At 59.7% G+C, this 14,789-nt stretch carries 10 protein-coding genes and 2 tRNA genes; 6 read left to right on the plus strand and 6 right to left on the minus strand.

The features are described 5' to 3' along the window. Positions 1 to 18: 18 nt before the first annotated feature. Positions 19 to 441: a VOC family protein gene (locus tag VJU77_10015; protein ID HKP03681.1), complete on the minus strand. Its 423-nt coding sequence runs from the start codon at positions 439 to 441 to the stop codon at positions 19 to 21. Positions 442 to 559: 118 nt separating this feature from the next. Here VJU77_10015 and VJU77_10020 point away from each other — a divergent pair, with 118 nt between their 5' ends. Next, the gene (locus VJU77_10020) at positions 560 to 1,549 is read left to right on the plus strand and encodes a serine hydrolase domain-containing protein (GenBank protein HKP03682.1); all 990 of its coding nucleotides are present in this window, start codon (positions 560 to 562) and stop codon (positions 1,547 to 1,549) included. Positions 1,550 to 1,669: 120 nt separating this feature from the next. Here VJU77_10020 and VJU77_10025 read toward each other — a convergent pair whose 3' ends face one another. The 4 genes from VJU77_10025 to VJU77_10040 all read right to left on the minus strand — a co-directional run bounded on the left by VJU77_10025 (position 1,670) and on the right by VJU77_10040 (position 8,601). Beyond that, on the minus strand, positions 1,670 to 2,743 hold the full coding sequence (locus tag VJU77_10025) for a hypothetical protein (GenBank protein HKP03683.1): 1,074 nt from the start codon (positions 2,741 to 2,743) through the stop codon (positions 1,670 to 1,672). A 47-nt stretch (positions 2,744 to 2,790) separates the two neighbouring features. After that, the gene (locus VJU77_10030) at positions 2,791 to 3,816 is read right to left on the minus strand and encodes a hypothetical protein (protein ID HKP03684.1); all 1,026 of its coding nucleotides are present in this window, start codon (positions 3,814 to 3,816) and stop codon (positions 2,791 to 2,793) included. Positions 3,817 to 3,824: 8 nt separating this feature from the next. Further along, on the minus strand, positions 3,825 to 5,150 hold the full coding sequence (locus tag VJU77_10035) for an amino acid permease (protein HKP03685.1): 1,326 nt from the start codon (positions 5,148 to 5,150) through the stop codon (positions 3,825 to 3,827). Positions 5,151 to 5,373: 223 nt separating this feature from the next. Continuing rightward, positions 5,374 to 8,601 carry a hypothetical protein gene (locus tag VJU77_10040; GenBank protein HKP03686.1) on the minus strand — a complete coding sequence of 1,076 codons (3,228 nt, stop codon included), beginning with the start codon at positions 8,599 to 8,601 and terminating at the stop codon, positions 5,374 to 5,376. Between VJU77_10040 and VJU77_10045 the strand changes: the two genes are divergently transcribed. The 5 genes from VJU77_10045 to VJU77_10065 all read left to right on the plus strand — a co-directional run bounded on the left by VJU77_10045 (position 8,586) and on the right by VJU77_10065 (position 12,577). Then, the gene (locus VJU77_10045) at positions 8,586 to 10,727 is read left to right on the plus strand and encodes an MMPL family transporter (GenBank protein ID HKP03687.1); all 2,142 of its coding nucleotides are present in this window, start codon (positions 8,586 to 8,588) and stop codon (positions 10,725 to 10,727) included. The genes VJU77_10040 and VJU77_10045 overlap by 16 nt on opposite strands. Before the next feature lie 73 nt (positions 10,728 to 10,800). Continuing rightward, positions 10,801 to 10,877, plus strand: a tRNA-Met gene (locus VJU77_10050). Positions 10,878 to 10,973: 96 nt separating this feature from the next. Next, a tRNA-Asn gene (locus tag VJU77_10055) sits at positions 10,974 to 11,048 on the plus strand. 55 nt (positions 11,049 to 11,103) lie between these two features. Further along, positions 11,104 to 12,039 (plus strand): DUF72 domain-containing protein, encoded by a 936-nt coding sequence (locus VJU77_10060; GenBank protein ID HKP03688.1) that lies wholly within the window; start codon positions 11,104 to 11,106, stop codon positions 12,037 to 12,039. Positions 12,040 to 12,043: 4 nt separating this feature from the next. After that, the gene (locus VJU77_10065; GenBank protein ID HKP03689.1) at positions 12,044 to 12,577 is read left to right on the plus strand and encodes a DUF2062 domain-containing protein; all 534 of its coding nucleotides are present in this window, start codon (positions 12,044 to 12,046) and stop codon (positions 12,575 to 12,577) included. A gap of 27 nt (positions 12,578 to 12,604) precedes the next feature. Here VJU77_10065 and VJU77_10070 read toward each other — a convergent pair whose 3' ends face one another. Next, on the minus strand, positions 12,605 to 14,758 hold the full coding sequence (locus tag VJU77_10070) for a hypothetical protein (protein HKP03690.1): 2,154 nt from the start codon (positions 14,756 to 14,758) through the stop codon (positions 12,605 to 12,607). Positions 14,759 to 14,789 lie beyond the last annotated feature (31 nt).

The following is a 14,789-nucleotide window of genomic DNA, read 5'->3' on the forward strand; positions in this document are numbered from 1 at the left end:
GCCGCGAACGAAAAGGGCTCAGCGCTGCGTCTTCTTCGAAAACTTGATTCCCTGTTTCTGGACTTCGGCGTAAGGCAGCATCCAGACAAGGGATTCGTCGTGGAGATCGACAACCTGGATGCGATTGCCAAAGGGATCGCGGAAGTCGCACCGAAATCCGGGGATTAGTTTGATTCCGTATTTACCCGTTAGCTTCTTGCGCACTTCGGCGATCTGCGCTTCATCCCGAACCATGATGCCGAAGTGGCGCATCCGGTCGCGCCTCAGCTTTTTCACTTCGAAGATCGCCAGGAACTGGTGCTGCCCGAGCTTGAAGAAAGCGTCGCCTTCGCCTTCATCGAGCTTCCTGAGATTGAAGACGTCCCGGTAGAACGCGACCGCTTTTTTTACGTCGTCGACTTCGATCGCGATATGGTTACAGCCGTAAACCTGGACGCTCATGGACGGTGTCGGTGACGAATCATCTTTCGCATGCGGGAAATCGGCGCGCAATGGGGTGAGCCGGGCGTCTGTAGTTCCGCTGGAAATTCCACGAGTCGGCAGCCAGAGTGGAACGCGAATGAAGAAATGGCTTCTCCTTTCGGTGTTGGTTTTCGCGGGCTCGGCGTTGGCGGCTCCGGTTAATCCAAATGCGTTGCGGGCAGCAGCGGCTTATTCGCGGAGCGCGGGAGGAACCTCGTTCCTCGCTTTGCAGAATGGGCAAGCCCTCCTCGAGCAGAATGCGAACGAAGGGCACAAGATTTATAGCGGGACGAAAGCGTTCTGGTGTCTGGCAGCCCTGGCGGCGGCCGAGGATGGATTGCTCAGCCTCGATGAAAACGTCGCCAACACGATCCCGGCGTGGGCCAGCGATTCGCGGAAGTCTCGGATCACGATCCGGCAACTCCTCGATTTCTCCGCCGGCTTGGAACCGGTCAACGGCCTTCACAACAACAATCCGGGCGACCGCGACGCGATTGCGATCCGGGCGCCGATCGTCGCCCGGCCGGGCAGCACTTTCATTTACGGGCCGGCGGCGCTCCAGGTCTTTCACGCGGTTCTGAAAGCGAAACTGAATGGCGAATCGCCCACGCATTATCTGGAGCGGCGCGTTCTGGGCCGAATGGGACTGGGTTCGCAGCGTTACCTGACCGATAGCGCGGGCAATCCGCTCCTGGCGGCCGGTTGGGTTTTGAGCGCACGGCAGTGGTCGAGGATGGGTGAGCTGGTCTTGAACGGCGGCGCCCCCGTGGTCAGCCCGAGCTCGCTAGCGCAATGCTGGCGCGGTTCGGGCGCGAACCGGGCCTTCTCGTTAGGCTGGTGGAATAATCGAAATGCTCCCGGAGGCCGCGAGTTCGACATTGAAAAGATGCTGGTGCCTCCGTGGCATCGGCAGAGCTGGGGCGGGACCGTGCTTTGCCGCACCGCGCCTTCGGAGGTGGTGGCGTGTATTGGATCCTATTACCAGCGGCTCTACGTCATTCCGTCGATGGGCCTGGTAGTGGTCAGGAATGGCGCCGGCGGGAGATTTTCTGATGGGCAATTCCTGCGACTACTGGTCGGGCGATAGGGCCAAGGAGCGGCGCTTTCCAAACCGCCGACTGGTTGATTGCGGCGAAGCCGCCACACTTCAAAATAAGGCGATGCGATCGCCTCTAAGAACGGCGGTTTGGAAAGCGCCGCTCCTTGCTCACTTCGGCGTGGCGATCATGATGGCCGACTGGCTCGGTTTCCATTGGTAGCCAAAGCTGAAAGGCAAAGGCGCCGGGTGGCTGGCGTTGGCATCCTTCTGGAGGTCGAGCTGGCCGTGTTTCAGGAAGCGGTTGATCGGCCCGATGTAATGTCCGTGGAAACGAATGTCCCACTTGTTCTTCGCAAAGTAGCGATAGGGAATTCCCGAATCTTCCTGGACGATCATCTTGCTATGGGTCAGTAGGTAATCACGAACCTGGGAGAAGTTGTCTGAGTGCATCAGATAAGAGGCGGCCTTTAACAAACTGACGCCCGTACCTTGCTGCTCGCAAAACTTCATGAAATTCGGGTTCACTTTGATGGCCCAATCCGCCAGGTCGGTCGTAAAATAATAAAGCGTTTGGGGCCGGCCGGCCGGCCCGGTGAACATGATCTTCACTCCCGGGGTGGTGCCTTTCCCTTCCGGGACAAAGGCGCCGGCCTTGTCGAGCGCGACGAGTTCGACCGAGTCGATTCTGCATCCAGCGCGGGCGAGGAAAACGTAGAGGACCGGCAGGGTGCCACTGAGCTGCTGTTGCCGCAGATCGACCTTCATGTTTTTGGTGATGAAAAAGCTGAAGCTGAGGACGGAATCCAGTGACTTGCGCAGATTTGCCAGGGCCGAAGCGAGGGCAGGGTGCGCGACTTTCGTCACATCGGGGATGGGACCGACGGGTTCGACGCCGCAAAGAATGTAAGTGCTGGCGTTGGGAAAGAAGACGTTGGCGTAAAGAAAGTCCGGGCCGCTGAACATGTAGTACATTGGGCCCTGGTCCTGATAAGCGGGGCCGAGGACCTCGGGTGTCCAGGTGCGAAGTTTCGAAAGCTGCCGCTGCTCCAGTTGGTTCCACGCCTTGTCGAGATCGGTGGCGTGGGTGGTCCAGCCGGCAACGTTCACGTAGTTCTCGAGGGGAGTGTCCCGGACCGGCAATCCGGCGAGGTATTTTGCCGTGGCATCGGCGACCGGATCGGCCGCGAAAGCGGAAGAACAGGACGCAATCGAAATAACTAAAAGGAGTAATTTATTACGCAACGCGTGTAACGATAAGGTATTAGCTAGAATAGCTTTACGAAGTGCGCTCACTTGTGCGTCGCCAGCATCAGAATGCCGCGGTCCCGTTGCCAGTGGTAGCCAAAGGCGAACCCGAGCTCGGGCGGCGGCGGCTCCCGATTGTATATCGCCGCCAGATCGGGTTGATGATATTTCCCGAACATCTCCGCGTGCGGCACATAGCGCCCATAGAAATCAACCTTCCAGCTCTTCGGAAACGCTTTCAGAGGAAGGCCGGTATCGTCCTGGATAATTACGCGGCTGTGTTCGAGCAGGAAATTGCGGACGCCTGAGAACCCCTCGGTGTGCATCAGGTAGGAAGCGGCTTTGAGCAGGCTGTTTCCCGGGCCTTGCTCAGCGCACCATTTCAAAAACGGGCTCGGACCGCCGGAGAGATCGGTCTTGAAGTAATACAATGTCTGGGGGCTGCCGCCCCGGGTGGTGAAAGTAATTTTCACCCCTTCGGCCGGGGATTTGACGTAGGTGGTGGAGAGAACGGTGCAGTTCAGCCGGGCGAGGAAAACGTAAAGGATGGGAAGGGTGCCGCCGAGATTGGGGCGGGTGAGGTCGGCCCGCATGTCCTTGGTGATGAAGTAATGGGTCTGGAGGACGGTATGCATCGAAGCGCGCAACGCGTTGAGATCGGTCCGCAACGCCGCGATATCCATCTTGTTTAGATCGGGCACCGTCCCGACCGGTTCGAGTCCGGCGAGGATGTAAGTCTTGGCCTGGGGATAGAAGAGGTTGGCGTAAAGGAAATCGGGGCCACCGAACATGTAATAAACCGGCTTCGTGCTCGAATACGGCTCGGGCGCGTTGGCCAGCATCCAGGCGCGGATCGGGCGGATCTGGAAGAAATCCTTTTTCACCCAGGCGCCATCGAGGGTGCGGGCATGGTCCTGCCAGGCGGGATCGTGGGTGAGCGGCTCCAGCGAGGAGCGATCTCCCTGGGTGCGAATGCCGGCGAGAAAACGCGCGGTTTCGTCGAGGGTGGCGGCCGGAGCGAAAGACGGGAGAGCGAGGGCGATAAGTAAAATGAGCAAGAATCGTTTCATGAACTCGGTTAGGACGCGCGCGGGGCCGCAGTTTTCGGAGAAAGAAAATAAACGGTCAAACCTAGCGCCATTGTGGCAAGTCCCCAGAGGGACGGCGCACGGGTGGAGGCATCGGCCAGGAGATGTTCCAGCATCCAGAGGCTGATGGCGAGAAAGATCAGCGGCGTGACCGGATATCCCCAGGTGCGATAAGGGCGGGGGAGATCGGGGCGTTTCCAGCGTAAAACGAAGACGCCGAGCACGGTCAGGGTCGAGCAGAGGGTGAGGCTGAATTGCACGTAGTTGACCGCCTTTTCAAAAGTCGCCGTCAACAACAGGACGATGACGATGGCAAACTGGGTCAGGATCGCGTTGACCGGGACCCCGTGCGGATTGCGGCGGCCGAGCCAGCTCAGCGCGCGCAGGTCTTCGCCCATCGCCGCGGTGATGCGCGGCCCGATCCACATCATGCCGCTCACGCTCGAAATAAGGCCGAGACAAATGAAAACACCGGTAATTTTGCCACCGGCCGAGCCGAAAATATGGGAACCGGCGATGAGGGCGACCTGCTGTTTGCCCGCCATTTCCGCAGTGGGCGTCGTGCGGAGGAAGGCGGCGTTCGTGGCCACGTAAAGAAGAATGACCAGGATCGTCCCGAGCCCGACCGATAAGGGCACGGTCCGAGCCGGATTCCGCAGCTCGCCGACGATGTAGGTCGACGCGTTCCAGCCCGAATAAGCGTACATCACCCAGTAAAGGCTCACCGCGAACGGGGCGCTCAGGATCAAAGCTCCGTCGCCTTTGGCCGGAAGAAATGAAACCGGCTGGTCCGCTTTAACGAAAAGACCGGCCGCCACGATGATGAGGATGAGCGCGATCTTCAAAATGGTGGAGCCGTTTTGAAAGACGCTGCCCAGCTGGAGATCGCGCAGCAGGACCAGCGTGCAAATGGTCACAATGGCGAGTGAAAGGACGAGCGGGTTAAATCCTGGGAAAACGTCGGCAAAATAAGTGCCGAACGCGATCGCAGCGATCGCCACCGGCGCGGCGAACCCGATGGTGGACGAGATCCAGCCGGCGAGAAACCCGAGCGACGGATGGTAGATTTCGCGAAGGAAATGGTATTCCCCGCCCGAGCGCGGCAGGGCGGCTCCGAGCTCAGCGTAGGAGAGGGCCCCGCACAAGGCGCAAACTCCGCCGGCGATCCAAAGCGCGAGGATCGAAAAGCCAGTTGGCAACCCGGTGACCTGGAAACCCAGGCTAGTGAAAATCCCGGTGCCCACCATGTTGGCGACCACGATGCAGGTGGCGGTGAGCGGCGAAATTGTATGAGGGCCGTTCCGCCGCGAAGTCATGCGGCGATCATTTAGAGGGGGAGAGCGAGCGAGTCAATGCCCGCCGTTCGGGTGGTCCGGCCCGGGCATTTCAAGTTTTCACGATGCGTCTCGACATTCGTGGCGGACGGCGCAGCGCGCCGTCCCTACCAGATGGGGTGGGGTCTCGCTTGGCGAAGGGGCGTCTTTGGTAGGGACGCCGCGCTGCGGCGTCCGAATCGCAGCCCAAGGACCGACGCAAACCCTACTTCTCGGAGGCGCTGAGCTCTATTTTGCCCAGCCCGGCTTTTTCCAGTTCCTGGTTCAGCGCCGGCAGGTCGTGCGAAACAACCGCTTTCCATTTTTCGATGATGGCCGGCGCGGTCCGAAGAACGTCCGCGACGGCAGTCTTCGCCGCGGAAGTCGGTGCGGCGTCGGCTCCCTGGAGGATACCGAACAAACGTTCCAAGGAGTCTAACAAATGAAAGGAGAGCGGCGCGCCCGGGCGGGGATTAGGCGGCGCGAATTCCTCCAGTTTCTTTGCGAACGCATCCAGCTGTTCTTTCGCCGGATTGTTTGCGGCGCGCCCTTTGGTCTTGGTCACTTCTGCCGCCAGATCGCCGAAAGCTTTGCCGATCGGTTCCACCGTTGGCCTTAACTCGTAAAGTTTGCGCGAGAGATCGAACTGTTCCTGTAATGCCTGCGCGGTCGCATGCACTCGTGGATCCATTTTCACGGTCAACGGTTGCGAATAGCTCTTCCCATTCGCGGTGAGCACCACCCGATATTCTCCCGGCAGCGCCCAGGGTCCCGTCGCAGCCGGCGGCGTGTTCGCGAAAATCGCCGACATCGGATAGTCGGGCTCAACGTTGGGAACCGGCGCGAAGTGCAGGTCCCAAAGGAAACGGTGCAGGCCGCGCGTCACCGGCAGCGGTTGCGGCGGCCGGATCCAATATTCGGGGATGCGCAGCTTTTTCGCATCCGGTAGAATGGGTTTGTCGGTGTTGGAATAGCGGCGGACGAGGTTTCCCTTGCTGTCCTTGATCTCGATGGTCACCGGGCCGGACGAATCTTCGGCGAGGAAATAATCGATCATCGCGCCATCGGGCGGATTTTCAGCGCCCGGTTCGTCTGGCGGGAGAGGAGTGTCGGTGTTCAAACTCCACCGAATGCGGAGCGCGACCTGCGGCTTGAAGAGCGCCGTAGCCTGGTTCTCCAGCGCGATCTGGCGCAGCGGCGTGATGTTGTCGAGAATCCAAAATCCGCGGCCGTGGGTCGCGACCGCAAGATCGTCGTCTTTGACGATGAGATCGCGGACGGAGGTCGCTGGCATGTTGAGGCGCAACGGCAACCAGTTCTCGCCGTCATCGAAGGAAACGTAAACGGCGCGCTCCGTGCCGGCGAAGAGAAGGCCTTTCCGCTGGGGATCTTCCCGGACCACATTCACCGTCTGCCCGTCGGGGATTCCCCGGACGATTTCCTTCCAGGTCTTGCCCGAATCGCCGGTCCGGTAAATATGGGGCCGGAGGTCGTCGAGCCGAAGCGTGTTCACTGCCGCATAGGCGGTGTTGGCGTCGAAATGGCCGGCCTCGATGATCGAAATCTTTTGCCAGGCGGAAATCAACGAAGGGGTCACGTCCTTCCAGGCTTTGCCGCCGTCGGTCGTTAGGTGAATCAGGCCGTCATCCGTTCCGGCCCAGATCCGCTTCACGTCGAGCGGGGAAGGGGCGACCGCGTAAATGACTCCTCGCCGTTTCGCCTCCGCTGTCGGCGCGGTTCGATACTTCCCGATACTGACCGGCAGCTCGTAGGTGGTACGCGAAAGATCGGGACTGATTCGCTCCCAATTATCTCCGCGGTCGCGCGTTTGCCAGAGCGTATTCCCGGCAAAGAAAAGGAGGTGCGGATCAATTGGCGAGAAAACAACCGGCTGGGTGCGCAGCATCCGGAAGTCCGGCGAACGGAGCGGCACCGGCAAAATGTTTTGATCCTGCCCAGTTCGGCGATCGTAGCGGCTCAACTTTCCACCATAGACAATGTCGGGATCGAGCGGATCAGCGACGACATAGCCGTATTCCTCCGCGCCCACCGGCCGCCAATCGCGAAAGTTGATCGCGCCATCATTTCCGCGGCTGGCGATGCCGACCGACCCACTCTCCTGCTGGCCGCTGTAAAGGCGGTAAGGAAACGCGTTGTCCGCGCTGACATGATAGAGCTGTGCGGTGGATTGGTTGTACCAGGAGCTCCAAGTCGTGCCGCCATTCAAGGTCACAATCGCTCCCTGATCGCTGGCGAGTAAAACGATGTTGGAATCGTTCGGATTAATCCAAACGTTTTGATAATCGTCGCCACCGGGCGCGCCTCGCCAGCCGGTCCAGGTCTTTCCTCCATCGGTCGATTTCCAGCAAACGATACTCGCGGAATAAACGACGTTGGGATCCTTGGGATCGATGCGCACGACCGGCAAATCGCCGCCACCGATTCCAGAGCTGGGCCGCTTGTCTTCCGTCGCTAGCCGCCAGGTTTCCCCGGAATCGTCGGAGCGATAGAGTTTGGAACCGCCCGGCGCGGCGACCGCGGCGACGAGCGTGTTAGGAGAACTCGGTGCGATGGCCAGGTTCGCCTGGATCAGATTGTCCGGGAGCCCGCCGCCGAGGCGCTTCCAGGTCTTGCCGCCGTCGACCGATTTGAAGATGCCGCCGCCGTCGCCGGTCCAGCTGCTGTTTTCCCAAGGACCTTCGCGCGCCTCCCAAAGCGACGCGTAAACGATCTCCGGATTGCGCGGGTCGATCTGCACATCCGCGCCGCCGGTGTTCTCGTCCTTGGAGAGAACTTTCTCGAAGCTCGCGCCGCCATCGAGGGAACGAAAAATTCCGCGCTCTTCGTTAGGCCCGTAGGGATGGCCCGCGACGGCAACGAACAGACGGTTGGCATCCCGGGGATCGATCGCCAGTTGGGCGATCTGTTGTCCATCTCGGAGACCGAGATGCGTCCAGGTCTTGCCGCCATCGGTCGACTTGTAAATGCCATCCCCAACCGAAAGGTCAGGCCGATGCAACCCTTCGCCGCTCCCCACATAAATGATCTCCGGATTGGAAAGCGACACCGCCATCGCTCCGATCGAACCGGTCGGTTGGTCGTCGAAAATCGGCGTCCAGGTCCGGCCGGCGTCCGTCGTTTTGAAGACGCCGCCATTGACCTGCGCCATGTAAAAAACGTGCGGCTGACTCGGAACTCCAGCGATGGCGCGAACGCGTCCGCCGCGGAACGGCCCAACGTTCCGCCAGTGCAAAGCAGTGCCGAAGTCCGTTTGCGCATCCAGTTTGGCCACGAGGAAAAACAACGCCACCGTGAACGCGGCGGTCGAAATACGAGCATGAGAAACGGAGCGGAAGAACGAGAAGAGCATCGAGCCCGCCACCATCAACTGCGCGGAAGTTGAGCGCAACCAGCTCGCGCCACACGAACCAATTGGGAATGAAGTTGAGTTCATTCATGGGGAAGATGCCGGTCCCGTTCGCGGTGCACTGGTGGATGCTGGTTCTGACCGGCCTCCTGTTGGGAGTGGTGGCGACCTTCGTCGATCTCAAGCCGGTGGTGGAAGAGAATTTTTTCTTCGCCGCAAGTGATCCCGGGGTCCGCCAGTCCCAAAAGATCGAGAAGCGTTTTCCGGCTCAGCCCGAGATGATCCTCACGGTATCGGCACGGGATATTTCTTCTCCAAAATACCTCAGCAGACTTCAACGGCTAACCCAGAAAGTCGAAGCGATCGATGAGGTGAGTAGCGTCAAAAGTTTGACGAACGGTCCGAAGAGTTTCCAAGACGCGCGAGCCAGCCCGTTTTGGAGCCGGCTGCTGATCGCCAAAAACGGCAAGGCCAGCAATCTCATTGTCTTCATGGAACGCGGCAAAGACCCGGGCAAGCCCATCAAGCGTCTCGAGGAGATCATGCATGAGCTCGAGGAGAAGGATTTTGAAATTCATTTGGCTGGCGCGCCCTATGTCGTCGAGAGAATCCGGCGCAGCCTGACCCACGACTTCTGGTATTTCAGTCTTACCGCCGTGGTTCTCTTTGGGCTGACCATGGCGGCGATGTTCCGATCGGTGCGCGTCTTTCTCGGAATGCTCGCCACCTGCACGAGTGCGGTCTTGTTGACGTTGCTCCTCCAGTCACTCTTCGGGAAAAAGATCGGTGTCCTGACGGTCAACCTCGGCACCATCGTGTTTGTGGTGGCGCTGTCGCACCTGGTTTACCTGACCTTCAATTGGCAAACCCTCTCCAAACGCCTTGGAAAGGAATCGTCCAGCCTCGTGGCGGCCGCGTTGCGCATGACCTTTCCCGCTTCTTTCTGGTCGATGATTTGCGCTTCGCTTGGGTTCGCCAGCCTGTTGATTGTTCAAGCCCAGCCGTTACGCGAATTGGGATTCGGCGGCGTGCTCGGATCTGTGGTGGCCTTGCTTTGCGCCTACCTGATGTATCCGCCGTTTCTGCGCTGGGCGGTCCCGCACAAAACCAAATTGGTCGAGGTGGAGCCTCCCCGCCGTTTTTGGTCGCGCCGGTTCGTTCTGCCCGCGGCTGCGGTCATTCTGATCAGCGTCGTTTTGGGGTTTGGCCTGTTTCGAGTAAACACCGATCCGAGTCTGCTCGACTACTTCAAGCCGAACGAAGAATTGCGCGAAGGACTCGAATACGTGGACCGCAACGGCGGCTCGAACCCGCTCACCCTTGTCGTCTCCGCGGCGGATGGCAGCAAATTGAACACAGACGCCGCCTACGAGAAGCTCTGGACGCTCCAGGCGGCGCTGGAGAATTACAAAAGCGTGGGAGCGGTAGTTTCCCTTCCGATTCTCCTGGCCGAAGGCGATCGCGCGCCGTTCTCATTTTTCATCAGCTACGAGACGATGATGCGAATGCTCGAGCAGCCCAAGTACTCGCGGATTGGCAAGAGTTTTGTAAACGAGGATCGCACCCAGGCGGTGTTCCTCCTTCGCATGATTGAAACCCGCCGGGACAAACTCCGGTCAGAAGTGGTCGACGATCTGCGGTCCATCGTTCGAAAGCACGGATTCAAGCCCGCCCTGGTCGGCGGCATTTATTATTTGCAAGGTCGACTGGCGGAGATGGTCGCTTCCAGCCTGGTGACCGGCCTGTTTTGGCTGAACGTCTTGTTTGTCGGGATCGCCTGGGTCGTCGCCCGGTCGGTCCGCGGGGCCCTGGCCATGATTGTGAGTTTATGCCTGGTGCCGCTTTGCATGCTCGGCGGCATCGGTTGGTTGCACGTGCCGATGGATATCATCTCCGCGCCCGCCACTAATGTTTGCATCGGGATCGCGATCGATTCGATGATTCATCTCGTCTTCGGCGTTCGCCGCGCTCAACGCGACGGGAAAAAAGGATGGGAAGCCTGGGTCGCGGCCCGCGAGGAACAGTGGCGCGGAATCGTTTATTCCGACGTGATCATTGCGGCCGGTTTCGCCATTTTTGTGTTATCGGATTTCCCCCCGACGCAGCGTTTTGGCCTGGTAGTGCTCGCCGGCACGATTATCGACATCCTGGCCAATCTTGTCGTCCTGCCCCTTCTTGGCGGCGCCCAGTGGAAGACGAAACGGACCGCATAGGGCATCTCTGAGGCACAGCCGGAGCATTTGCGGTTGCGTTCGAAGTCTGATGCTGCATAATCACGCTCCTAGACGCGGGGTGGAGCAGCCTGGTAGCTCGTCAGGCTCATAACCTGAAGGCCGCGGGTTCAAATCCCGCCCCCGCAACCAATTTCTGAATGGTAGGGCGAGACTCTGTCGAGCCGTCGATCGAATTCGCGCTTGCCCATTATGGGTCGGCAGGCATTTTACGAATCGCCATCACGATCCAGCGTAGCTCAGTGGTAGAGCGGTCGGCTGTTAACCGATTGGTCGTAGGTTCAAATCCTACCGCTGGAGCCACTCCGGAGGTCTCTCCACGATTTACTTTCGCTGCGAAAAGGAATCGAATCGCGACGTGGGGAAAAAGGCTAAGACGGAATCCAACATCCTCGTCGGCACGGCGAGCTGGTCGGACCCGGGGTTCGTCGAGCATTGGTATCCGAAGAAAATGCCGGCGGGCGATCGGCTGGGTTGGTACGCCGGGCATTTCGAGATGGTCGAGGTGAACTCGACGTTTTATTCGGCGCCGGATCCGCGAATGGTCGAGCGCTGGTGTTACGCCACGCCAGCGGGGTTCGTTTTCGACGTGAAACTGCATCAGTTGCTTTCGCGGCATTCGACGAACCTGAAGCTGCTTCCGCCGGCTTTGCAGAAAGCCGCCGAGACCGATGCTAAAGGCAAAGTGACGCTGACGCCGGAAATCGAAATGGCGATGGTCGAACAATTTCGCCGCTCGCTCGCCATCCTGGAGGCCGCGGGAAAGCTCGGCGCGTTGCTCCTGCAATTGTCGCCCGGCTTCTCGCCCCGAAAAAACAATCTAGGAGAGCTCGATGATTTGTTGGACGCGCTCGAAGGTTACCGGCTGGCGATTGAGCTCCGGAATCGAAACTGGGTGAGCGACGAAAATCGCGAAGCGACCTTCGATTTTTTCCGGCGAAAGTCCGCAACCCTCGTGGCGGTGGACGCGCCGGTGGAAAAACACTTCACCATCATGCCGCCGGACCTCAATACGATTACCAATCCGAAGCTAGCTTACTTGCGGCTTCACGGACGGGATGCCCGCGCTTACACGACCGGCAAGACTGTCGCCGCGCGCTTCAATTACGATTACAGCGACGAGGAAATCGACGAAGTCGCGAATCGTGCTCGCAACCTGGCGAAGGAGACAAAAGAAGTGCACGTGGTGTTTAACAACAATGCCCGAGACTATGCGCCGCACGCCGCCTTGCGAATGCGGAAGGCCCTCGGCCAAATGATTCCGCCCACGGCCCGGCAATCGGAGCTATTCTAAAATCATGAGCGAGCCGGCCTCGAAGGAAACGAAACCGGAAGACGCGAAAGAGCGTCCCGGGCTCTGGCGCCGGCTGAACCGCTGGATGCGCGCCCATCACATGACCTTGATGACGCTGCCGGATACTCCTCACGCGATCGCGCTCGGATCGGCCATCGGGATGTTTTTCGGGTTTACGCCGCTCTTCACGATGAAGACGTTGCTCGCGTTTCTGATCACGTGGCTCTGCCGCGCCAACAAGACGGCCGCTGTGATCACGGTGACGTTGCACGACGTTCTCCTGCCGCTCGTCCCGGCGATGTTCTTCTGGCAATACCGGCTTGGAATGTGGGCCCTGTATGGGCGCATGCCCCAACGTCCCGGCTTCCGGCGAGTGGCTCTCTGGGACTTTATGGAATGGACCACCTTCCTGACGGTGGGCCGGCCGATTCTGGTGGGATCGCTTTTCTTCGCCGTTCCCGCGGCTCTTCTCGTCTATTTCGGGCTTCGCGGAGTTCTCATCCGGGCCCACGCGCGCCGGGTGGAAAAAACAGAATAATTACTGCGAAGACCGAGAGTCGCCTCACTACTGAGCGCCACGGTCGTAGACCTCGACAAGACCGACTCCGGTTCCGCCGTTCAGTCCGGCCAGGATTGCCGTGTAGGCGCCCGCCGGGAGCATAATTGCGATCGCGGCGTCCTCCGGGAAGAGCGGGGCAAGGTGAGCTGCGCTCAATTCCGCGGCTTGGGCGGGATCGTCCTGCCAATTGTTGTTGGCGATGAGAAGCGCTCCGTTGCTATCGCGCAATTCCAGGGTCGGATCGGCCAGCGCGTTTGGAATACCATAAAGGGCAAGAATCGGCCCGAGACCACGGATCACGATTCGGCCCGGGCCGGTTGCGGGAGGATTTCTCCATTCACCGCTGAGGATGAAACCCGCAATCACGACATCGTTACCCGTGCCGACCAAGCCGCGGGTGCTGATATTTTGCAGCGGGAAGTAAGGGGTACGTCCGAGGTTATAAATCTCCACCAAAGCCGCCCCGGACGTATCATTTTTGCCTTGCAGGATGGCGGTATAACTTCCGGCTTCCAGCAGCACCCCAGTCGCTGCTTCCAGATCGTAAAAGGGCGCCAGATTTGAGCCTTGGATCAAAATCGCCTCTGGGTCGTCTCTCCAATTATCGTTCGTCCGCACGTCGAACCCGAAGGGGCCATGCAACTCCAGGACGGGATCGGCGAGAACGTTCGGGACGCCGCTGATTTCCAAGGTAGGTCCCAGACCTCGAAGGACTATTCTGGTGCGGCCATTGATGATAAACCCGGCGATAGCGGCGCTGTCCCCAGTTCCGACTCGCATCCGCGTCGATAGGTTGAGGGCGTGCATGGGGTAGCCATTCGGGATGGGGGTTGCGGTCGGGACTGGTGTCGGGGTGGCGGGGGGTGGCGTCCCGGTCGCGCTTGGCGTGGCTGTCGGAGTTGCATTGCTGGGATCCGGACCCTGAATCGCAGCCACGAAAGGGGTCCCGGTCTTGAAGAAGCCGATCGTCGCCGTCGCCGCATGCGGGGGGCGGTTGGAATCGAACCGGAAATTGTACAACGTCCCCCAGCGAATGGCGTTCGCGTTCTGGTTTTGCGCGAACGTCTCCGAACTCCAGCTGAGCGAGCTGGCGGTTTCGTTCGAACTCCAGGCCGCGTTGCTGTAACCCGCATCCCCGAGAGTTCCATCGTGGGGGAACCCAGGATGATTCAGCGGCGCATGGAACCCCGCGTTGCTCACCGCGATCGTGCCTCCCAGGGGCACACTGACGGATTGAATCGCGCGATCCAGATTCATGTTGTAAATCGCGTACTCGTAATGCCACATCCCGCCGGCTGGGCCGGAGACTTTGCTGGCGATAAAGGCCCGGCCATCTTCTCCCGGCACGGGTTCGATGGCGGTGATGGTGGCTCCGGACCAGGCGTTGAGCGCAGGGGACATTCGGACCGTGTTTTCCGCTGGGGCAAAGGTTATATCCGCCCCTACCGAGAACCGGCGATACGAAACGTTGTTGAACATGTTGCACTCCCCAGGATGCGCCTGACACCACGCATATTCGCTTGGGGTGACGTATTGAACCTCGGCGTAATAGGTCGCCCCGGGGTTCGTCGCAGGCACCAGGTCATTGCGTTCGACAAGGAGCCGATGAGATGTGCCGGTCTCGGTGTGGCCAGTGTGGTCCATGGCATTCGACGGAAAGACACCTGTAAAAGGATTCACCCAGGCTCGTGAGCCCAGGCCGTTCTGCATTGCATTTTGGGACGAGAAGTAGGGGTCGGAGCACCCCGGCTCGAGATGAGTGGATTCGCTGGCGCTGCAGCCGAAGCCGCACTCATCGGCGTTCGCCGATCCGAACGTGTGCTTGATCCAGGCCTGGCCCACCTGCTCAAAGCGTTCGGCGTTACCGGTTCCTCCGCTCATTCGATAGAGATTCTGTGCTATCACAGCGTGGCTCGTATTGGGGAGGGGTATAAAATCAACCTGGACGTTTCCGGCGTTGCAACTGTCCGTTCCCATGCCGAGACCGAGCTGGGAGGACGATGTTCCGCTGGCGCCATACACAGCGAGGTTAGGGACATCGCCGACAATGATGTCAGGACCAGGGACAAGACTGCCCGCCACGCTGAAATCGGCGGCCCCAAGCCAGGCGAATAACAGTGAGAGTGCGAAAGTGAAATGCCGGGATCGCCTGGTTAACATCGTTGGAACGCTCCTACTGCAGGGCCCATTC

It is taken from the genome of Chthoniobacterales bacterium (genome assembly GCA_035274845.1).
Classification (GTDB): Bacteria; Verrucomicrobiota; Verrucomicrobiia; order Chthoniobacterales; family UBA10450; genus AV80.

Bases quoted from the DNA above. Each gene is read 5' to 3' on its own strand.
- VJU77_10035 (HKP03685.1), bottom strand. From the start codon at position 5,150: ATGACTTCGCGGCGGAACGGCCCTCATACAATTTCGCCGCTCACCGCC.
- VJU77_10015 (HKP03681.1), bottom strand. From the start codon at position 441: ATGAGCGTCCAGGTTTACGGCTGTAACCATATCGCGATCGAAGTCGAC.
- VJU77_10020 (HKP03682.1), top strand. From the start codon at position 560: ATGAAGAAATGGCTTCTCCTTTCGGTGTTGGTTTTCGCGGGCTCGGCG.
- VJU77_10045 (HKP03687.1), top strand. From the start codon at position 8,586: ATGAAGTTGAGTTCATTCATGGGGAAGATGCCGGTCCCGTTCGCGGTG.
- VJU77_10040 (HKP03686.1), bottom strand. From the start codon at position 8,601: ATGAACTCAACTTCATTCCCAATTGGTTCGTGTGGCGCGAGCTGGTTG.
- VJU77_10070 (HKP03690.1), bottom strand. From the start codon at position 14,758: ATGTTAACCAGGCGATCCCGGCATTTCACTTTCGCACTCTCACTGTTA.
- VJU77_10030 (HKP03684.1), bottom strand. From the start codon at position 3,816: ATGAAACGATTCTTGCTCATTTTACTTATCGCCCTCGCTCTCCCGTCT.
- VJU77_10065 (HKP03689.1), top strand. From the start codon at position 12,044: ATGAGCGAGCCGGCCTCGAAGGAAACGAAACCGGAAGACGCGAAAGAG.